Genomic DNA, 20,529 nt, shown 5'->3' with positions numbered 1-20,529 from the left:
GCAGGGACCGCATGCCCGAGTTGATTCTGCCGACTGTCCGCCTGCACGCCGCGTTCTTGGAATGCCGCGACGACTGGGGCCCTGGCCTCCACGAGGACGGCTTCGGCCTAGGGGCCAACGACGACGTGGACTCGCCCGAAGGCTTCACCGCTTGGGTACACGAGCGGGCCCGACTGGCCCATCCAGCCGGCGACCCGTGCCCGGACGAACAGCACGGCTCACCCCGGTGGATCGTCGAGAACGGCCAGGTACTCGGGGGAATTGCCCTGCGGCACAAGCTCGACACCGAGATCGGCCAGATCGGCTACGGCGTCCGACCGTCCGCGCGCCGCCGAGGCCTGGCGAGTTGGGCACTTGGCGAGATGCTCACGGAGGCGCGCGTCGTCCTGGGCCTAGATCGCGTCCTCATCTCTTGTGTGGCCGACAACATCGCGTCGGCCCGGACGATCGAACGCAACGGCGGCGTCCTTGAGGGCATCCGCGACACCGAGCACGGTCCAGTGAGGCGCTACTGGATCGCCTTGGAGCGGTGATGGGTCACGCGATGCGCAGGGCTGCCACCGAGATGGCTCGGCCGGCCACTCGGTGCCCGCATTCCATGCGGGGCCGTCGCTCCGGTGCCCATCACCGCACCAGGTGCGAACGGCGAAGACCCCAACAGGTGATATCGCAATCCAGCTAGACGGGCCGCAGACGCCCATATCCCGACCATGCCGCAACTGCGGCTGCTATAGACCACCAGCGACCCAAACCCCTGAGCTACCTCTAGGCCTCTTTGGGCCCGCCGAAGAGGTCACGTGGTGTCAGCCGAAGAGGGCGGCGGGGATGTCGGCGTAGAAGAGGGCGGGATCGCGGGAGAGCGAGGCCTTGACGTTGGCGGTGGGACTGTCGGCGATCACTTCGAGCTTGCCCGCTTCCAGGCCGTCCAGTGCCATGGTGACCACCTCGTGGGGTGGGAGCTTAGGGATGTCATAGGCGGCCATCATGTCGGTGTCGGCTATGGCCAGGGCCAGGGCGGTGACCTGGGTCCTCTGGTCGGACAGCTCGAGTCTGATGCCGTTGGTGAGGGACCATTCCGCAGCTTTGGAGGCGGCGTAGCCGTTGCTGGCGGGGGCGAAGGCGTACCAGCTCAGCGCTGAGATGACGTTGAGAATGGCACCCCCGGCAAGCCTGGGGGCAAAGGCGCGGGTGACGTTCAGGGTGCCCCAGAAGTTGGTGTCGAATTCGCGGCGAACGTTTTCCGTAGAGGGCCCGAGCAGGGGCGCGTTTGTGGAGATGCCAGCATTGTTGATGAGAACATCAAGGTCGCCCACCTCGGCTGCCGCGGCGTCGACGGATGTCGGGTCGGTGATGTCCAGCTGGAGGGGGACGACGCCGGGGATGTTGATGCGGTCGGGGCGGCGGGCGGTGGCGTAGACGGTGGTGGCGCCGCGGGCGAGGAGAGCCTCGGCAAAGGCCTTGCCGAGACCACGGTTGGCGCCTGTTACGAGGGCTTTCTTGCCGTTGATCTGCATGCCGCTAGGTTAAAACCTCACGTTGGCGTCAGAGGCAAGTATTGCGAAGTACGTCACTGTGCGGATCGAGGACCCGGTAGGCGGCGCCCCGACGTCTTGAGCGCCGCCAGCGCTGGCATCGGCGGTCGGGCTGGTGTCGCGCTCGTTCGCGGGCGGATCTATGCCGGTTCGCGCACGCCGCCGGCGTTGCCACCGTCGTCTGGCATCGGTTCGGCCGGGGCTTCGGGCAGTTCGTCTGGCGCGCCAGGCAGAAGGACGCCCGCGTCGTCGGGCACCGGTTCACGCGGGTCGATGGGCGGATACTGCTCGGGGTCGAGATCCGGTCCAGTCATCAGGCGAGTATCCGTCGTCTTCCGGAATGCCGCTCGTCGAGCCCGCGAGCCAGGCAGCCGCACAGTCAGCCCGTGCTCTGGTCGTCGGTGCCTGCGTCATTCGGCTGGACGCGGGTGTTCGTCCAGACGATCAGCGACGCGATCAGCAGGAGGATCGAGCCCACCAGGAAGGCGCGGGTGACTCCTTCGGTGAAGGTCGCCTGCAACAGTGCCCGCCCCACGGCCTCGGGGTCGCCAGGAAGTGCTGTGGTGATCGGGCCGATCACCTGCTCGGTGCGCTGCCCGGCGAAGTGCAGGGACACGCTGCTGAGTACGGCGAGGCCGACTGATCCACCGAGTTGCTGGGCGGCGTTGAACAGGCCGGAGCCGACGCCGGTGTCCTGCGGTGCCAACCGGTGGAGCGAGGCCGGGGTGAGGCCGGCCAGCACCATTCCCATGCCCACGGCCATGATGATCAGGTACGGGAACACCTGGCCCCAGTAGCTGACGTTTCCGCCGACCGTGGTGCCGCCGGTGACGGCCAGCGCGGCGGCGGCCGGGCTGTCGTCCACCGAAAGCCGTGAGAACAACGCCATCGAGAAGGCGGCCAGCAGGGTGCCGATGCCGGCGATGGTCCGCGGCTGGATCCGCGTCATCGCCCTGCCCGCCACGGTCGCCGTCACCACGATCCCGAGCGCGAACGGCAGGAAGGCAATGCCGGTCCGCAGCGGCGAGTAGCCGAGGATCTGCTGAACGAACAGGGTCAGGAAGTAGAACATGGCGAACATCGAAGCCATGGCCAACGTCAGAGCCAGGTAGCCACCGGCCCGGACTTGGTTGCGGAAGATCCGCAGAGGCAGCAACGGATGGGCTGCGCGCCGCTCGATCAGCACGAAGATGACGAGCATGGCCACGCTGACGGCCAGGGTCGCGATCGTCGCCGGGTCGTCCCAGCCATGCCCCTCACCGGGCCTGGTGAGCCCGTAGACCAGACCGACGATGCCCAGCGAACCGGTGACGGTTCCCGGAACGTCGACGAGCCCGCGCCGGCGGGGCGACTCACGCAGCAGCTTCGGGGCCAGCACGGCGATTGCCAGCGCGATCGGGACGTTCAGCAGGAAGGTCAGGCGCCAACCGTCCAGCTCGATGCCGACGAAGCTGTCCATGCTGGTCAGCCAGCCGCCGATGATCAGGCCGATCCCGGCGCCGGCGCCGGACATCGCGGCGTAGACGCCGAAGGCGCGGTTGCGCGCCGCACCCAGCGGGAAGGTGGTGGTGACCAGGGCCAGAGCGGCGGGGGCGACCACCTCAGCCCCTTCCAAGTCCTGGCTCGGGGCAGCGGAGGCCCAGGCCCGTTCGACGCCGGCTGGAAAGACACCATCGATCTACGCCCCGGCGAACAAGCCAGAATCCTCATCCACTTCGACGGCTACCCAGGCAAATACGTCTTCCACTGCCACAACCTCGAACACGAGGACATGGCCATGATGGCCAACTTCGTCGTGAGTTGAGCCTTGTAACTGCTGCCCTTGTCGACCATGACGTGGTCCCGGGTGGATGCGAGGTCAGCCGGGACCTGATCGCCTGGGCGGATGGCTCCCGCAACCGCATCTGTCGACGTCGTGACCACTCGGTTGGTGCTTATCTACTCGGATCGCAAGGCCGCCGCCTTGGCGGAGTTCTTCCGGGTCCTGCGGCCGGGCGGACGGATTTCCCTGTTCGGGCCCATCAACCGCTTCGTGATGCGGCTTCGGCCCGATGATCTGTTCGGCGTGGGCTCCGCACCCGTGCACGACCTGATCACCAAGGTGCTCGATGTCTGCCGGGGCACCACCGAGGAAACCAGGCGACCGATGACGGACTTCGACGAGCGTGACATCGTCGACTGGGCGGTGACCGCCGGCTTCGAGGCGGTGGAACTGGACTACCGCGCCCAGATCGACGTGCCCGCCGACCCCATCGGGGACCGGGGAGCACTCAAGCGCGTCACGCCCAACCCTTGGTCCCAACGTACGGCGAAGCGATCGCCGCCGCCCTGACCGACGACGAACGCGAGCGTCTCGACACGTACATGACCGCCCTGGCCGCGGCCGGCACGCCAACGCGGCGCACGATGGCCACGGCCTTCCGTGGCGGGCCTGAGATCGTGCTCGTCCGAGGCCAGGCGGGGTCAGGCGGCAAATGTCCTGGCCGGCAGAGCAGCAGCCACCGCGGGCCCGGCGTTGTTATCGGTATGAGGGATAGGTACACCCATGGACGCTGACCTCGATCGGGAGTTCAGCGATTTCATCGCGGCCCGCTCGCACGCACTGTTCCGCACCGCGCTCGCCCTGACTGGGCACCGTCAGCAGGCCGAGGATCTACTCCAGACGGTACTGACCAAGGGCGCCCGACACTGGGGGCGGATCCGCACCGGAAACCCCGAGGCGTACCTGCGCACCGCGCTGTACCGCCAGCAGACGAGTTGGTGGCGCAGCCTCCGGCGGGGGCGCGAGGTGAGCGCTGAACAGTTGCCGGAGGTCGCGACGACGGTCGACGCCACCGCCACCGTCGACCTCAACCTGGCACTCAGACAGGCGTTGGCGCAGCTCGCGCCCAAACACCGGGCGGTGCTTGTGCTGCGTTACTTCGAAGACCGGCCGGACAGCGAGATCGCGGAGATTCTGGGCTGCACCCAATCCACGGTACGCAGCCAGGCCGCACGGGCTCTCGTCCGGCTGCGCGAACTCTGTCCCAGGCTCGACATCCTCGCCACGAAGGAGGCGGCAGACCGATGAACCCGCACCTCACCAGAGCGTTCCGGACCGCATTCGAGGAACTGGCCGAGACCGCGCCCACGCCGGTCGGGCTGGCCCAGGCCGCACTGGTCAGCGCCCGCCGGCAACGGGTCACCCGGCTGGCCGTCGGCGGTGGCTTCGCCGCGGCGATCTGCGCCGCGCTGATCGGCGTGGTCGCCGTCGTCGCCCCGATCAGCGGTACGGCCGGCGACCAGTTCGCCGATAACGGACTGAGGCCACTCGTGGTGACTGCGTACAGCGGCATCCGCGATCCGACAATCGATGATCCGAGCCCGCACTTTCAGTACTCGCTCCTACTGAACGCGAAGACCGGCCGGTACGACCGGGTGCCGTACCGGTATGCCATGCCGTCCCCGGACGGCAGCCAGGTGCTGGTCGCGACGGGTGACAACAGTCTGCGCTATCCAACCCGGGCGGGCGTACTGGACCGGGCCAGCGGGAACGTACGGTGGATCGCCGACTTCGGCAGCACCAGCGACGCCCACTTCCCCGGCTATTCGAGCGACGGGCGCTGGTCGCCGGACGGGCAGCGCATCCTCTTCACCCACATGCCGCGCACGGGTACGCCCGGCTTCGTGCTGGTGGATTCGGAGACGCTCACGACAACGTTCGTGCCACTGCCCGACCTGGCCGCGCAGAACGACCAGGTCACCGGCCTGATCTGGACGCCAGACAGTAACGGGCTCGCGCTGACGCTCTCCAAGTCTGTCGATGAGCCCACGGTGACCGGGATCCGCTTCTATGACCTGGCTGGCAGAGTGGTGCGTACCGTTCCCGCCAGCGGCGGCCCGCTGGACGACGTCAGCTTCTTCCCGGACGGCGGGCAACTGGCGCTAGCGCCGTACTCCGATGGGGTGCGGCAGACGTCGGTCACGGTGGTCGATCCGGTCACCGGGGCGGTCCAGCACAGCTTCAAGGTGCCCCTTTCCGGCGGCCTGATCGGCTGGACGGACGACCGGCACCTGCTGATCCGCGTCTTCCACGACCAGGGCGGGATACCGGCGTCGGACCAGCCCGCCCCAGTCCTCGGACCAGGTGATGACGAGTACGACCGCCTGCTCGTGGTCGACCTGACCGGTCGGGTGACCCACTCGATGCACCTACCGGCCGAGTACGCCGAACACCTCTTCATCGGTTTCTCGGCCGGCCTGCCGAGCAGCGCCGCGAAGATCACCTTCTAAGCCGTGATGCACCTCGCCATCGTCAACGAAGTCGGCCAGACCAGCTGACACCGGTACGGGGCGGGTCGGGTCGCCGCGGCGACCCGACCCGCCCCGTACCGCCCATCTGCAACACGTACCCCCTTGGCCCATCCCCCTGGAGCCCGCCTTCTTTGCGCCCTCGCGTGATCATGGTGTTCGCTGTCGCGGCGATCGTTTTCGGCGGGATCCTGCTGGACCGCGAGAGAGCGCAGCCGCACAACGGTGATCAGACGGATGGTCAGCCTGCGCCGGTTGACCAAAACGAGGCCGGGCACCATACCTGGCTACACGGACTGGTGGAGCATCACCGAGATGACCGTCCAAGACGCGGTACGAATGGGCGAGTGTGTCAAGAGCGGCAAAGCAGCAGGTCCCTAATGGAGCAACTGGTTGCTCAGGGAGATGCGCACTTGCATCTAGCTTCGGTGGCTACTGCTTCCGTCAGGGCAAATTGCGGCGCAGGATGTAGTTGAAGCCGAACTCTGTCTCGGTGGAGCGGACGTCGATGTAGCCGAGCCGATGGTAGAAGCCATGCCCTGTGATGCTCGCTCCGGTTTCCATGTGGTCGTAGCCGTCGACCACCGCCAGCGCCTCGATGTGGCGCATGAGGAGCCGTCCTATGCCGCGACCGGCGGCCCGTGGGTTCACGAACATGGTGTAGACCTTGTTGCCGTCGCGGGAGACGGTGCCGGCGATCCCGTTTGCCTCTGCGACGAACATCTCTCGTTGGATGGCGAGTTCCTTGATGCGTTGCTCGGTGAAGTGGTCACACATCCGCTCGATGACCTCCCCCGGATAGTCGCGACTGTTGACCTCGCGCAGGCAGCGTTCGATGAGGCCCGCCACGGCGGGGGCATCGGCGCTGTCGAACCGTCTTATCGTCGCCATCGATCTATCTTGCCTGTGATCGGCGTTAGGACGCCCGATGAAGCAGCGGTGACCCGCGCGATGCTCGAGTGTTCTGCTGTCCGCCAGCCCGGATGCCCCAAGTCCGCCCACCCGCTGATCAAGATGACCGATCACCACACCGCCCGCCGGGGTCGCTCGGTTTGAGCGCGACCCCGGCGGGCGGCGACGGTGGCTGCGCCGACGATCGACGCGGCCTTACTTATCCCCCGCTGCTACCAGGGCCTGGTCGACACGTACGAGTTGGTGCCACTGAAGGTGATCGGGTCACTTGAGCAGCCGTAGAGGTTGGCGTCGGTCGCGGCGTCATGCCCCCACAGGCGCACCCGGACGATGCTGATCGAGCCCTGGCCGTCCTCGTTCCATCTGTCGTTGTTGTACGTGGTGGTGCCGACCTTGTTCGCAGAGAAGATCCCGTTGGTGCTGCATCCCTCCGTGGTGTACCGCCAATCGCTGAAGATCGCGTACGAGCCGGTCTTCCAGAACATGTTGGCGTCCACGATCGTGTTGTTCGCCCGGTTGCGCGTCCGCACCGGGTCGCCCGAGATCAGCTCGAACTTGTTGCCGTAGATGGTGGTGTTGCTCCCGTAGTTGGCGACGTAGACGCCGTGTATCTCAGCGACGCCGGTGCCTGCGCTGTTCTCCAGGTTCTGGAACAGGTTGCCCTCGACCCATAGCCGGGTCGTGTAGGTCGCGTGTACGCCGCCGTATCCGTTGCCGGGCCCGGCCTGGTACTTGCTGCCGAGACGCCGGAACGTGTTGCCGCTGACGTTCAACGCGTCGAGCGGGTTGGCCGCTGTTCCGTTGGCCCGGATGCCACCGTTGCGGCAGTTCTGGTACGTCTGACCTGAGATGCGGACGTTGTCAGCGGAGACGATCACGCCGTACTCGGTGTTGGGGCTGTTGTCTTCGAACAAGCTGCAGTCGATCACGGCCGCGGCGCCGACCCCGGCGATCGTGAGCTGCCCACCCGGGGGTGACCAGTCCACCTTGATCGGCGCGGCCGGCTGGTAGAGGCCGTCCGCCAGGAGTACCTTCGCGTTCTTCACCTTCCGGGCGCGCAAGACCGCCTGCGCCTCCTCGATTGAGGAAACAGCGGTGTCGCTGGTGAGTCCAGCACGGCTACCCATCGCCTTGGCGCTGGCGGTGCCCGAAGGGCTCACGTACACGGTCAGCTGGTTGACTGGCACGGCACTCGCGGGCAGCGACGGGAGCGCGCCCGCGAGCGCGGCGCAGACCGCACCTGCTGCCAGGAAAGACCATCGACCGCCACCCGACCGTTGCCAACTTTTCCTCATTGCGCCCGCCGCTCTATTCATGGGCGACATTCGGTCCGCCGCCCCCGTGCCGATGAAATTAGATGCGAGACCTGCAACGGACCTTGAATCCTCAGATCAAGGCAGTTGCAATCGGACAGGGAACCCTGCAACAGGCCGCACCGGCGGTGCTTGTAACCGATCGGTGGCGACGCGGCCTGTGCGGGACTGAGCTCAGGCATCCGTGAGAGCACGGCCCGCGGGCACCACAGAGGCGACGGTTCTAATCCTGGCTTCAGGTTGATCGGGGAGGATGAGCGGCAAAGCATCGACTGGAAGGGGGCGGGCCGGCGTGCGGATCCTGATCGCGGATGATGACAGGGCCATCCGTGAGTCGCTGGAGCGGGTGCTCCAGGTCGAGGGTTACGACACCAGCACCGTCGCCAACGGTCTCGCCGTGCTCGACGGGGTCGGTGGGGCCGGCGGTGACACGCTGGATCTGCTGATCCTCGACGTGATGATGCCCCGCCTCGGCGGGTTGGAGACCTGCCGGCGGTTGCGGGCGGCGGGTCGAGATCTGCCGGTGCTGATGCTGACAGCTCGTGACCAGGTCTCGGACCGGGTCGCAGGACTGGACGCGGGCGCCGACGACTACCTGCCCAAGCCGTTCGCCACCGAGGAGTTGCTGGCCCGGGTGCGGGCCCTGCTGCGCCGGCGCACGCCGGCCGACGGGGAGTCGCAGGTCCTGTCGTTCGCCGACGTCCGGGTCGATCACGACAGGTTCGAGGCGTGGCGTGGCGGGCGTCCGCTGCGCTTGACCCGGACCGAGTTCTCCCTGCTGGAGGTTCTCGTGCGCAACGCGACCCGGGTCTTGACCCGCGACGCGCTGTTCGAGGCGATCTGGGGTTTCGACATGAGCGCCACCGCCAACAACCTTCAGGTGTACGTGAGCTACCTGCGCCGCAAGATGGAGGCCGAGGGTGAGCCGCGATTGATCTACACGCTGCGCGGCCTGGGATACACGCTGCGGGAGACTCCTCCGTGAGCAGGCCCGCCGGCCGGGAACCGCGCCGGCTGACCCGATGGTGGCGCCGGCGATCCCTGCGGACCAGGCTGACGGTGATCGCGGCGACGGCCATCGCGGTCAGCGTGTTCGTGGCCTTCCAGGTGGCCAGCGAGCTGCTGGACTGGGAGCTGCAGGACACCGCCGAGGATCAGCTGCGCGCCGACTCCCGCGTCCTGGCGACGGAGGCGGAGCACGCCGGTGTGGCGCAGGTCCAGCTACCGCCGTATCCCGGGTCCGGTCGGCTGGTACGGGTCATCCTGCCCGACGGCTCGACCCGGACGCCGGTCGGCCAACCTGCGCTGCCTCCGGTCAGCGGGAGCGCCGGCCGCGTGGCGCAGGGCGCGTCGGCCGACCTGATGGAGTCGAACGACAGCGACGAGGACGGCTACCGCATTTACACGCTGCGGGCGGGCGACGGCGCGGTCCAGGTGGCCCGCGTCGCCGACGACAGCCCGATCAACCGGTTCGGGTTCGGGATGTTGCTTATCGGGCTGCTCTGCGTGGTTGGCGGCGCCCTTGTCGGGCGGACCGTGGCGCGGGCCGGGCTGGCACCGATCGACCGGCTGACTGCCGCAGCGGTACGTGTCGCGCACACTCGGGTTCTCGACGCCGACATCCCGGATGAGGGCGGTGGGGAGATCCGGAGGCTGATCCAGTCGATCAACGAGATGCTCGCCGCGCTCCGGGACTCCCGGCGGGCCCAGCGGCTGCTCGCCGAAGACGCCGCCCACGAGCTCAAGACCCCGCTCACCAGCCTGCGCCTCAACGTCGAGCTGCTGATCCGGCTCGATCGGCGCGGCACCCTGGACAGCGCGCTGTCGGCGGAGAGCCGGACCCGGTTGCTCAACGATCTCGGCGCCCAGGTGGCCGAGTTGAGCACCCTCGCCGCCGAGCTGACCGAGGTGGCGCGTGGTGACGTCAGCGACGAGAGCACCGAGCTGCTCGACCTCGCCGACGTGGTGGTGGCCGCCGCGACCCGGGCGCGTTCCCGCGTGCCTGACATCGAGGTCGCGCTCGACGTGACCTCCGTGTGGGTGAGCGGACGTCCCGCTGCGCTCCAGCGGGCGGTGCTCAACCTCATCGACAACGCCGGCAAGTGGTCCCCCGCGCACCAGCCGATCCAGGTCCGGCTGCGTGCCGAGGGCGCGTCGGCGGTGCTCGAGGTCGACGACGCCGGGCCGGGCATCGACGCCGTCGACGTACCGCGGGTGTTCGACCGGTTCTACCGTGCCGACAGCGCCCGGGCGCTGCCGGGATCAGGTCTGGGCCTGTCGATCGTGCAGCGGGTCGTCGACGCCCATGCCGGCCGGGTCACCGTCGCCCGCTCCGCACGCGGTGGCGCGCTGCTGCGGATCATCCTTCCGGCCGCCGCCCCGCCCGCTCGGATCACGCGGCTCATCGCGGGGGTGGATACGGTGGCGCGCTGACCCGCTGCGGCACGGCACCGGGAGCGCCACGGCGCGCGGGGCCAGGACCCGCCGCAGCGGGCGGCGCAGGACAAGGGCGGCGGACGTGGTGACGCCGCCGGGCCATGACAAAGATCCGGGACGGGCAAGAGGCCGTCCCGGATCTCGACTGTGCCGCCGCGCTCACCGTTGCGGCGCGAGCCCCTCCACGAGCGGCCGTTGATCGTCCGGCAACTCCACCGGTCGGGACAACCGGCTCGGCCACCACATCCGCCGGCCGATCAGCAGGGTGAGGGCGGGCACCAGGACCGACCGCACCAGCAAGGCGTCGAGCAGCACGCCGAAGGCGACCAGGAACCCGACCTCGATCAGCATCACCAGCGGAAGTGAGGCGAGGACCGCGAACGTGGCCGCCAGGACCAGGCCTGCCGAGGTGATGACGCCACCGGTGGCGGAGAGGGCTTTGAGCATGCCCTCTCTGGTGCCGAGACGCACGGTCTCCTCCCGGGCACGGCTGGCCAGGAAGATGTTGTAGTCGATGCCGAGCGCCACCAGGAACAGGAACGCCAGCAGCGGCACCGAATAGTCGACGCCCTTGAACCCGAGGATCGTGTCGAAGACGAACACGCTGCCGCCGAAGGCCGCGGCGAATGAGACGATCACGGTCGCCATCAGGACCAGCGGGGCCACGATCGCTCGGAGCAGTAGCCCGAGGACGATCAGTACGACGGTGAGCACCAGCGGGATCACCAGCTTCTCGTCGCGGGTGGTGGTGACCTCGGTGTCGAGGTTCTCCGCGCTCGGCCCGCCGACGATCGCCTCCGCCCCGTTCACCGCGTGCACGGCGGTACGCACCCGATTGATCGTGTCATACTCCGCGGCGGTGTCCGGCGCGTCGGTCGGGAACACGGAGATGTCGGTCCAGCCTCCGCTGGTCTGCCCCGGGACGGCCAGGGCCACACCGCGAATGCCCTGGACGATGTCGAGCACCCGCTCCTGGTGCGCCGGCCGCGTGAAGACCGTCATCGGCTGGCCGCCGAGCTCCGGGAAGTGCTGGCGGAGGACGGTGAAGCCGGTGACCGACTCCGGCGCGGACAGGAACTGGTCCTGCTCCCGCAGGGCGCCGGTATTGCCCGCCAGCCCGAGGGCGAGCACGCCGAGGACTCCGAGCGAGCCGAGCGTCGCCACCCACCGGCGGCGACTGATGGCGGCGCCGAGCCGTCCCCACAGCCCCGGCTTGTCCTGGACGGCCGTGTTGAACCGCGGGATGGCCGGCCAGAAGATCCGCCTGCCGAGCACCACGAGCACCGCCGGGAACAGCGTCAGCATGGCCACCAGGGCGCACAGAATGCCGGCCGCCCCGATCGGGCCCAACCCGCTGGTGCTGTTCAGGTCGGCGACGAGCAGGCAGAGCAGGCCAGCGATCACGGTGGCCGCGGACGCGACGATGGCCGGCGCCGCTCCGCGTAGCGCGTGGACCATCGCGACCCGGACGTTCTCGTGGTGGTGCAGTGCCTCCCGGTAACGGGCGATGAGCAACAGCGCGTAGTCCGTGCCGACGCCGAACACCAGGATCGTCAGCAGCGCCGAGTTCTGGTCGTTGACCACGATGCCGAAGCCCTTGACGAGCAGGTAAACGGTCGCCATCGCAGTCAGTGCGGCCGCGCCCACAGCCATGAGCGGGATGAACCACAACACCGGGCTGCGGTAGGTGAGGATCAGCAGGAGCGTGACGACGACGACGGTGGTGAGGAAGACCTGCAGGTCGATGCCGTCGAAGACGGCGTCCATGTCGCCGTCGACCGCGGCGGGTCCGGTCACGTCGAGTTCCAGACCGGCGGGGCGGTCCTTCGCAGCCTCACGCAATGGGCCGACGATGGTCTCCGGTGCGCCGTAGGTCGTGCTCACGTCAAGGGTGAACATCATCGCCTTGCCGTCGGTGGAGGGTCTCGTCGGTGGGCCTTCGTCGTCCTCGCCGCCCGCCGCCGTCGCCTTCGGCGGGTACCGCTTGACAAGGGTGTCGTAGTGGCGCTCGGCCGTCGCGCGGTCGGCGTCGGTCATGCCGCCGGCGCGGTGGTACACGAAGACGAACGTGTTGTCCTCACCGCCGGGGAGGCTGTCCTCCAGCACCGCCACCTTGGTGGACTCGGCGCTGGCCGGCAGGGTATCCACGGCTCTGTCGGTGGTTACCGAGCTCAACTTCCCGCTCAGCGGCACCATTACCGCCGCCAGCGCCACCCACAACCCGATCACCATCCATGGCACCCACCGGCCTGCCCAGCGACCGGCCGGCGCTCCCCCGGGTGGCGCTGCCTTGACTGCCATCACTAGCTTCCTCCATACGGGTTATTTCGCTCATCTGATGCCGACTTCGTACCGAGCGAATCTGAGACGACCGTTAATGCGCCGCTCAGGCCGGGTGGCCGAACCAGGTGCCGAGCGCATGCACCAGCGCCGCGGTGTCCAGATCCTGCGCGGTGGGCAAGGCTCAGGCGACGCAGCCGTCGGGCCGGATCAGCTACGCGTCGACGTCCACCCGGTCCGTGCGGGCGGTGACGGTGTTGACCCGTCCGGTCCACGCGGCCGCGGCGTCGCGGACCTCCGCGCTGGTTCTCGTGCCCGATCGGGATGAGCGAACGGAGCCGCCTACCCTCTGACCGAAACCACGACCAGACAAGCGACCGGCCACACCCTCACCCACAGAAAACCTGACAGCCCCGCGGTGCCGGTGTATTCGCGGGCCACGCATGGTGAGGCGTTACCCGACTTCAACGCCCCGGGTATCGTCGAAAAGCCACGCTACCGGGTGATCGCCTCGTCCATCCGCCGCGCCAACCGGCGCCGTACTGGTGTCGGTTCCCACGGGCTGACCGTGACGAAATGATTGAGCGCCTGCTCGTGCACCCTCAGGCGGGCGGCCATCGGCTGGATCGACTTACGATTCCCATCCAGCATCAACCCACGCAGGTAACACTCACCCCGTTCACGCCAACCAGCCCGTGTCAGCGACGCGAACACGTCCTCGGTGAACTCCAACAGCCGCGACAAAGCACTACTAGCCGCTGGACGTCGTTACTGGACGGGAACGTCGAGCTCGCGGAACGGGCCAATCTTGACCTTGAGGGTACCGGGGGTCTCGGGCAGCGCGATTAGGTTGAAGAACTCGCGCGTCTGGCTTGGTGCGAACTTCTCGGTGTTGATACGGATGCCGGAGACGTCTGTGCAGGCGCAGTAAGAGTCAACGCCGTCGTCGGTGGGGACCTCCAGACGGCCGGGCAGGTACTGGCGGCCGGCGGCGACGTCGGTCACGCGGACGTTGCTCGCGGCCTGATACTTGTACGCCTCCCAGTCCTGAGCGTGGTGCAGCTCAGCGAACCGAGCCTCGGCCGATCCCTGATTGGTGATCTCGTAGGTGAGCAGGCCGAGGCCGCCGGGCAGTCGACGCAGGCCCGCAATCTCCATGGCGATGGGCTGTCCCTCGGCCTTGGAGGTACCGGTCAGGCCGGTCACGCTGGGAGGGGTCGTGGCCACCGGTTCCCGGGTAGCGGGCGCAGGTTTGGCGAAGGTCACCGTGACCCGGCGGTTGCGGCGTTTGCCCTCGTCGCTGTCGTTGCTGTACAGCGGACGACGAGAGCCGTACCCCTGGGTCTGGAAGCTGATCTCGCTCCTGGTCAGCAGCGCCGATAGGGCCCGCTCTACCGCTTGGGCGCGGCGCAGCGACAGCGGTTCGTTGATGGCGTCGTTGCCGGAGGAGTCCGCGTGGCCTGCCACCGTCACCGTCGTGCTGGCTGAGGCGTCGATGAGCCTGGCCGTACGAGCCATGATCGAATTGGCGCTGGCGGTCAGGTCGGCCTTGCCCACCGCGAATAGCACGTCGGAGGAGAGGTTCACCTGCAGGTCCTTGCCGTCGTCAGCGGTCTCCTCCGACTTGTCCAGGGCTTCGGCGGGAAGGATGAGGCGGCGGTTGACCAGGGTGACCGGCTCGGCATCGGGATCGGGGAAGTCACCAGCCGGAGCCTCGTCGCTGATGGGCACGTTGAGCATTGGCGGAGCCAACGGGGTGACCACGATGGCGGTGGCGGGGTTACCCGACGGCGCGGGCAGCACCGCGTACACGTTGATCGACTGGCCGGGGTTGATGAACTGGCCGAGACCGTCCCGTTCCCGGTCGCTGCACAGGCAGGGAGAGCCGGCAGGCTTGTACGGCAGGAGCCAGGTCCGGGCCTGCGCGTCGAGGACGCCGATACCGGAGGCCCATTTGATCTCGCCGAGCGGGCGGGTACGGTCAGCCATCTCGCCGGCCCAGGACAGGTGCTTCTCGGTGCCGGTGTTGGACAGCCGGATCTGGGCGACGAGGTGCTTGCCCTTGACCCGGTTGAGGCCGACGACCTCAACCTTCAGGTTCTCGGTCATGGTACTGCGGGTTTCGGCCAACGCCGTCCGGGTGCCCTGACCCGATGCAGTGGCGGTGGCGGGCGGCGAGGACGCGCCTTCCTTCTTCGGCGAAGCCCCGCACCCAGCCACCGCGAGCGTGACTACGACACTGAGGGACAGAGTCCGGCCAGGCGTGGAATTGATTGCGCGCTGTCCGAAACGACCGAGCTCGGTTATGGACCTCGGCTGCGGTTGATGAAGTCGGCCGCGAACGGGCCAGGGATGACGCAGCATTCTGCTCCTTTCCTCTTCCTCGTAATCCCCGTGCCACTGGAGCGCCGGCAGCACTTCGTGGACCGGGCGGTCAGCAACCGCCAGCCGCGTCATTGACTCCGAACAGGCGCGAAGCGGCTGGCGCCACTCCAGACCCGATCGACATCCGCACGGCGCGGGTCGCCAACCTCAACCTCATAGAGCCACAGAATGGTCTCGACTCGAAGGCCCGACCGGCACCTCGGATTCGTGCCAATCGTCGGCGGGGACCACCTCATTGCGGCGGGCGGCCAAGATGGCCAGAGTCGCCAGCAACACGGTCACGACCGCCGTTACGGCGAGCGCGGTCCAGGTAGCCGCATCGGGGTGGACCAGCGACTGGCCGCGCAATGCCTGCCAGGTCGTGATGATGAACAGCCCGGTGTAGCCCAGAATGACGACCCCGATCAGCTGGGTGCGTACGCGCTCGCTGCGCAGCCAGCTGATTCGGGCCGCGAGAGCGCTGAGGAGCACCACCGCGAGCACGAACACCTGAATGGAGTGCAAGCCGATGAAGTGCGGAACGCGCAGGTCACCGCCGACGGTGCTCCAGTTTGTGATCGCCATGCCGTCGCCGTCCGGTGCCCCGACCCCGTGCTGCCCCACCAGCCTGACCGGGTTCCCGTAGGCGTCCTCGGCCGTCCGTGGGTCAGGCCCGGCCTGCCCGCGGATGAAGGACGCAAGCGCCATGCCGATGACGGAAATCCCGACCCCGATGCGCAGGGACCAGGTGAGTGCTGGTTCACCGACCCGCTGGAACAGCAGCATGACAGCGATGAGCAGACTCGCCCCGAACAAACCGACCACGCCCGAGGAGAAGACCGCCTGCCCGATCTGGTTGAACGTGTCGGTGTTGACATTGAAATGGCTGTAGGTGCCGCGGGCGGCCTGCACCGCGATGAAACCGACGTCGATTATCCCGGTGACGGCGAAGACCGTGCCGAGGGTCCACATCGTGCGCCTTGCCCTGGCGAGCTTCGGCAATAGCCAGGCGAGCGTCGCGCCATAGATGACGAACGACATGCCGAACTTCAACGGCTTCGCCCAGACCGATGCCTGCATGAGCTCGCGACCGTCGACAACGAGACCGAAGCTCGCGACGACGACCAGTGCGGACATTGCCGCCACCATGATCATCAATGGTCGATGCCATGACCGCACCTCGGCGAGCGAGCCGGACAACTGGTTCATACGACCCCCCTTCCGGTGCCGCCCATCCCCGCCATTTGGATCGCTCAAGAACGCTTCGATGCGGACGTCCAGCACCCCATGCCCTGCTACTTCATCCACCTGCCGCACGGTTGCGTACGGCGCGTTTCGGCTCATGCGTACATCGTATTTCAGCTATCCGAAACTCCCGCCTATTGCTCCTTGTGAAGCCCAGAAAGTGAACTAGGGTTGGGGAAAATTGAACTAGTACACTTTGCCGGCGTACCGGGCGGGGACTCGTCGCACGAGTCGGTGAGCCGGCGCCCCACTGATGATCGCCGATACGGTTGCCGTACATCGATGATCTGCCTGCTCAGCGGATTGGCACCACTGAGCCGCGGCGGTCAACGATCGGAGGACGCCAGCCATCAGGGTAGGGCGGTTGCCAAGGCTGCGATCGCAAGACCGTGGGTCAGCACGGCCGGAGTAAGGCCGTGGCGTAGGCGCAGGAAGGCGCAGATGAGGCCTTCCCACGCGGTGAACACCAGCAGTGGCCAACCAAGGTCGGTGACGGTGGAAGCGAGGAAAATGTGGCAGGCCGCGAACAGCAGCCCAGACAGCAGTGCGGCACGGACGGGGCTCATTGCCTGGGCCAGGCGCGTTTGCAGTAGCCCACGGAAGAGCACCTCTTCGAAGAGGTTGCCCGCGAGGCAGAAGAACAGGATCACCGGCACTGCGGACAGCGCGACGGCGCCACCACGGGCCGCCGGTGGCCAATGGCTGGCAATGGCGATAACGGGACCCGCCGCCGCGGCGGCCCCGGCGATGCCGAGGCCGATCGCGGCGAGGTCAGGTCGTTGTCGGGGAATGAGGGCGCGTAGACGTTGGTCGCTGGCGAGCACCCACGCGGTGAGTACGAGGGTGGCGACGCCGAGGGCGGCCAGCAGGGTGGTGTCGGTGGTGAAACGCAGCCACGGGACCACACCTCCGACGGTGCCGAGGCGCCACAGCCCGAGGGGCGTCATGGCGTCGCGGATCAGAATGAATCCGAGGATAAGCACGACAATCGACAGCAGTGGGTCGCGTTGACGGCGTACCAGAAGCAAGCAGCCGGTGACGAGCGTCAGGCCGGGCGTTATCCGCAGGAGGTAGGTGAGCAGGTCGGTCAGCATCACGCCGAAACTGACCACCAGGGCCGCAAGAAAACCTTCCACAACGTCCTCCCGGGACATGTACACCGGGTAGAGGCACACGCGACGACCTCGACCCGGCACCAACTGCCAGAGTCGAAGGTCTCGCTCACCCCCGGGTATGCGGAGGTCGGATGGCCGGACCCGCTCAGCGGATCAGTGTGTCGACCATCGCGTTGGGAGCTACTCCCCTTCGAAAGGCGAAGACTACCGACCCGACCGGGACCAGAACGCGAAGGTGAGCAACAGCATAGGAAGCGGGCCGCTCAGACGACGGTCCGTCGAGCCCTCATCACCGCGCTCGGGCAGCATCCTTCACCAGGGTGGCGAAACCATCGAGATGGCGTGCGAGACCGTACTCGAACAGTCCATTGAGGTCCGACACCGTCTCGCTCGGGATCGTCGACAGCAGTGGGAATCTTCCACTGTCGAGCGTCTGGTCGACTCGCTTCTGCTGTGCCAGCCGCCACCCGTCGAGCGTGACGCCGGCTTCCTGCTCCAATTCGACCTCGGCCGCCAAGGACAGCGCGACGGTGGCGACCAGCCCGTGGAGCGTGAGCGCCTCGCGGAGCCGTGTCGTCATGGACAGCCCAAGTCCGTCGAGCGCGCGCAGGATCCACTCGGTGTGCGCCATCATGTTGGGCGCAAGCGCGGGACGGGTGAACGAGACGGCTCTGGGCAGCCAGAGGTGCCGCCGGCACAGTTCCCACTGTTGGTGGGCGACCAGTTCGAGCTTCGCCCGCCACCCGGGCGGTCCTGGGTCGGGTAGTTCGGATCCGCCGAAGACCTCGTCGGCCATCTGCGTCACCAACTCGTCCTTGTTTGCCAGGTGCCGGTAGAGCGACATCGGGCCGACGCCGAGGTCGACCGCGAGACGTCGCATCGACACCGCATCGAGTCCCTCGACGTCGGCGATCGCGATGGCGGCGCGGAGGACGTGCATCCGGCCCAGTGGCTGCTTGAGCGCACCGGCCTGCCGCGGCCACTGCGACGCGGCCGTGCCGACCGGGTGCTTGCGGCGGGCGTGGTTGCTGACCACCGTGCCGGAACCGACCGTCGCTTCGACCAGCCCGCTGTCGCGGAGAGTCGCCATCGCTCTGGTCGCGGTCGCGACCGCGACGCCCCATCGCTGCGCGATTTGCCGGACGGAGGGTACCCGGTCCCCCGGCCGCAGGTCGCCGGACAGGATTCGGCCGCGAAGCTCCTCCACGATGCGCCGGTACGGCGGATCCGGGCGCGGCGTCGGCGAAGGCATGGCTGCCCTCCGATCTACTGGTGTGGTTGTCGTCCGACTGCAATGTACTAGGTCACTCTTTCTCTGGCTAGTACACTCACTTGGCCTTCTAGGCGGCAAGGGCCCGATTTTGCCGAAGCGGCGATACGTTGTACGCATGACGAGAGATACACCGTACGCACTCGTGCGGCAGGCGAATGTCGCAGACCGGCAGGCGGTTTTGGACGTCCTCACCGAGGCGTTCATGGACGATCCGCTCGTCTGTTGGCTCTTTCCCGCATCGGGTGGACGCGGTCGTCTCCAGTCGTACTTCTACGGCCACCTCCTGGATCAGGGCGCCGCCGAGGCATACCTGGTCGGTCGCGGTGAGGGTGCCTCGGTGTGGCTGGCGTTGGCCGGAGGCCAGGCCCCCACGGAGGAACGTCCGGACGCGCCCAACGAGGACCAGAACTCGATCTTCGGCGAGAACGGCCCGCGGTTGCGGGCTCTCGGGCTGGCACTGGCCGAGCGGCATCCCCGTCGTGAACCGCACCTCTACCTCTCGTGCATGGGAGTGGTGGGCGGGCGACAGGGCGCCGGACTCGGCTCGGCGATGTTGCGCCACCGGTTGGCGCGAGCGGACGCCGACGGGCTCGCCGCGTACCTGGAGGCGAGTTCACCCCGGAGCCGCGCCCTCTACCTGCGGTACGGCTTCGAGGACCTCGGCGAACCGGTTCACGTGGCGGACGGCCCACCGCTGTGGCCGATGTGGCGCCAACCGCGCTGATGACCACCCCACCACTTCCACCACCACAAGGGAGAACCTCGATGACCACGAAAGACACCAACGGTGCCCGCCGCCCGCCGACGCTGGTCTTTGTACACGGCACCAATTCCTCGTCGCATCTCTGCTCGGCACTGATCACCGAACTCACCTTGCGGGGACACCGGTGTGTAGCCGTCGACCTTCCGGGACACGGCGCTGAAGGGTTCTTCCCCCGCTCGTACCAGGCCCCGCAGGACCTCAAGGGGCTGGCAACCGAGCCGTCACCGCTCGCCAAGATCACTATCGACGACTACGTCGCGCGCGTCGTGGACGTGGTGCGCCGCTCTCGCCGCCACGGGCCCGTGATCCTGGCCGGCGCCAGCCAGGGCGGCGTCACCATGAGCAGGGTCGGCAACGCCATCCCCGAGCTGCTCGATCGGGTCGTCTACATGGCGGCGTACTGCTGCATCGACCTCCCGAACGTGGCCGCGTATCTTGCCACGCCAGAGAACAGCGACAGTCTGCTCCCCCTGGTGACCCAGGCAATGGTCGCCGATCCGGCGATCCTCGGAGTGGCCCGGATCAACTGGCGCTCGGCCGACCCGGCGGTGTTCGACGGCATCAAGCAGTGCCTCGCCGGCGACTTCACCGACGAGGCGGTGAGTCGGCTGCTCAACACACTCGAGCCTGACGAGCCCGCCAGCATCCCGCTGGCCGACGCCCGCGGCGAAGCGGGCACCTGGGGCCGGATTCCCCGGACGTACGTGCGCTTCACCCACGACCGGCTGATCCCACTTGCGCTACAGGATCGGTTCATCACCGAGGCTGACCGTCTCACCCCGGACAACCCGACCGACGTACGAAGCGTCCCGGCACCCCACGTCGGCCCGTTCGACCGCCCCGAACTGGTGGCGATCCTCGCCGAACTCGCCCGCCGCTGACCAGACGCACAACGGCAGACCTTCGCCACCGAGCCAGTTGCCCGCGCCAACTGGCTCGGTGGCGTCGACCGTTGACCTCTACCGCGCTTCAACTTCTAACGTTGCCGACAAGCGGGTCAGCCGCC

The 20,529-nt window shown here is 67.8% G+C and carries 19 protein-coding genes and 1 pseudogene; 9 read left to right on the top strand and 11 right to left on the bottom strand.

What is annotated here, in order from left to right; translation table 11 throughout:
• The first annotated feature begins 11 nt into the window (after positions 1-11).
• The gene (locus OG598_RS04775) at positions 12-533 is read left to right on the top strand and encodes a GNAT family N-acetyltransferase (protein WP_328653199.1); all 522 of its coding nucleotides are present in this window, start codon (positions 12-14) and stop codon (positions 531-533) included.
• Positions 534-803: 270 nt separating this feature from the next.
• On the opposite strand, the gene OG598_RS04770 is transcribed toward OG598_RS04775, so the two are convergent.
• The 3 genes from OG598_RS04770 to OG598_RS04760 form a co-directional block, all read right to left on the bottom strand.
• A complete protein-coding gene (locus OG598_RS04770; RefSeq protein WP_328653198.1) occupies positions 804-1,514 on the bottom strand; it encodes an SDR family oxidoreductase in 711 nt (236 codons plus the stop codon).
• Between the two features lie 158 nt (positions 1,515-1,672).
• Positions 1,673-1,846: a hypothetical protein gene (locus OG598_RS04765; RefSeq protein WP_167457586.1), complete on the bottom strand. Its 174-nt coding sequence runs from the start codon at positions 1,844-1,846 to the stop codon at positions 1,673-1,675.
• Positions 1,847-1,911: 65 nt separating this feature from the next.
• Positions 1,912-3,132: an MFS transporter gene (locus OG598_RS04760; RefSeq protein WP_328653197.1), complete on the bottom strand. Its 1,221-nt coding sequence runs from the start codon at positions 3,130-3,132 to the stop codon at positions 1,912-1,914.
• An 18-nt stretch (positions 3,133-3,150) separates the two neighbouring features.
• Here OG598_RS04760 and OG598_RS04755 point away from each other — a divergent pair, with 18 nt between their 5' ends.
• The 4 genes from OG598_RS04755 (at position 3,151) to OG598_RS04740 (ending at position 5,804) form a co-directional block, all read left to right on the top strand.
• Positions 3,151-3,336, top strand: coding sequence for a multicopper oxidase domain-containing protein (locus tag OG598_RS04755; RefSeq protein WP_328655275.1), 186 nt, complete (start codon positions 3,151-3,153; stop codon positions 3,334-3,336).
• Between the two features lie 81 nt (positions 3,337-3,417).
• Positions 3,418-3,864, top strand: a complete 447-nt coding sequence (locus OG598_RS04750) for a class I SAM-dependent methyltransferase (protein WP_328653196.1) — start codon at positions 3,418-3,420, stop codon at positions 3,862-3,864.
• 213 nt (positions 3,865-4,077) lie between these two features.
• Positions 4,078-4,602 (top strand): SigE family RNA polymerase sigma factor, encoded by a 525-nt coding sequence (locus OG598_RS04745; protein ID WP_328653195.1) that lies wholly within the window; start codon positions 4,078-4,080, stop codon positions 4,600-4,602.
• Positions 4,599-5,804 (top strand): WD40 repeat domain-containing protein, encoded by a 1,206-nt coding sequence (locus tag OG598_RS04740; RefSeq protein ID WP_328653194.1) that lies wholly within the window; start codon positions 4,599-4,601, stop codon positions 5,802-5,804. The genes OG598_RS04745 and OG598_RS04740 overlap by 4 nt, the downstream gene beginning before the upstream one ends.
• A 462-nt stretch (positions 5,805-6,266) precedes the next feature.
• Here the strand turns inward: OG598_RS04740 and OG598_RS04735 are convergent, their stop codons facing one another.
• Together OG598_RS04735 and OG598_RS04730 are read right to left on the bottom strand one after the other, a co-directional pair.
• Positions 6,267-6,713 (bottom strand): GNAT family N-acetyltransferase, encoded by a 447-nt coding sequence (locus OG598_RS04735; RefSeq protein WP_328653193.1) that lies wholly within the window; start codon positions 6,711-6,713, stop codon positions 6,267-6,269.
• Positions 6,714-6,946: 233 nt separating this feature from the next.
• Positions 6,947-7,921: a right-handed parallel beta-helix repeat-containing protein gene (locus tag OG598_RS04730; RefSeq protein WP_328653192.1), complete on the bottom strand. Its 975-nt coding sequence runs from the start codon at positions 7,919-7,921 to the stop codon at positions 6,947-6,949.
• Positions 7,922-8,300: 379 nt separating this feature from the next.
• Here OG598_RS04730 and OG598_RS04725 point away from each other — a divergent pair, with 379 nt between their 5' ends.
• Together OG598_RS04725 and OG598_RS04720 are read left to right on the top strand one after the other, a co-directional pair.
• Positions 8,301-9,032, top strand: a complete 732-nt coding sequence (locus OG598_RS04725) for a response regulator transcription factor (protein WP_442931456.1) — start codon at positions 8,301-8,303, stop codon at positions 9,030-9,032.
• The gene (locus tag OG598_RS04720) at positions 9,029-10,480 is read left to right on the top strand and encodes a HAMP domain-containing sensor histidine kinase (protein ID WP_328653190.1); all 1,452 of its coding nucleotides are present in this window, start codon (positions 9,029-9,031) and stop codon (positions 10,478-10,480) included. The genes OG598_RS04725 and OG598_RS04720 overlap by 4 nt, the downstream gene beginning before the upstream one ends.
• 162 nt (positions 10,481-10,642) lie before the next feature.
• Here the strand turns inward: OG598_RS04720 and OG598_RS04715 are convergent, their stop codons facing one another.
• The 6 genes and pseudogenes from OG598_RS04715 to OG598_RS04690 form a co-directional block, all read right to left on the bottom strand.
• Entirely contained in the window at positions 10,643-12,715 is a 2,073-nt protein-coding gene (locus OG598_RS04715) for an MMPL family transporter (protein WP_328653189.1), read from the bottom strand.
• Positions 12,716-13,174: 459 nt separating this feature from the next.
• Positions 13,175-13,507, bottom strand: a pseudogene (locus tag OG598_RS33525) (transposase); the annotation flags it as partial.
• A 24-nt stretch (positions 13,508-13,531) separates the two neighbouring features.
• The gene (locus OG598_RS04705) at positions 13,532-14,872 is read right to left on the bottom strand and encodes an OmpA family protein (RefSeq protein WP_328653188.1); all 1,341 of its coding nucleotides are present in this window, start codon (positions 14,870-14,872) and stop codon (positions 13,532-13,534) included.
• Between the two features lie 429 nt (positions 14,873-15,301).
• Entirely contained in the window at positions 15,302-16,471 is a 1,170-nt protein-coding gene (locus OG598_RS04700; protein ID WP_328653187.1) for a hypothetical protein, read from the bottom strand.
• Between the two features lie 251 nt (positions 16,472-16,722).
• Positions 16,723-17,526 carry a CPBP family intramembrane glutamic endopeptidase gene (locus tag OG598_RS04695; RefSeq protein WP_328653186.1) on the bottom strand — a complete coding sequence of 268 codons (804 nt, stop codon included), beginning with the start codon at positions 17,524-17,526 and terminating at the stop codon, positions 16,723-16,725.
• A gap of 250 nt (positions 17,527-17,776) precedes the next feature.
• Complete coding sequence (locus OG598_RS04690) at positions 17,777-18,739, bottom strand: GntR family transcriptional regulator (RefSeq protein WP_328653185.1); 963 nt, start codon at positions 18,737-18,739, stop codon at positions 17,777-17,779.
• A gap of 136 nt (positions 18,740-18,875) precedes the next feature.
• On the opposite strand from OG598_RS04690, the gene OG598_RS04685 reads away from it, so the two are divergent.
• Complete coding sequence (locus OG598_RS04685) at positions 18,876-19,484, top strand: GNAT family N-acetyltransferase (RefSeq protein ID WP_328653184.1); 609 nt, start codon at positions 18,876-18,878, stop codon at positions 19,482-19,484.
• A gap of 41 nt (positions 19,485-19,525) precedes the next feature.
• Positions 19,526-20,404 (top strand): alpha/beta fold hydrolase, encoded by an 879-nt coding sequence (locus OG598_RS04680; protein WP_328653183.1) that lies wholly within the window; start codon positions 19,526-19,528, stop codon positions 20,402-20,404.
• The last annotated feature ends 125 nt before the right edge of the window (positions 20,405-20,529 follow it).

The sequence above is a fragment of the Micromonospora sp. NBC_00330 genome (genome assembly GCF_036136635.1).
GTDB classification, from domain to species: domain Bacteria; phylum Actinomycetota; class Actinomycetes; order Mycobacteriales; family Micromonosporaceae; genus Micromonospora; species Micromonospora salmantinae.
Note: the sequence above shows the minus strand (reverse complement) of the source record. Positions and strands in the feature narration are given on the sequence as shown.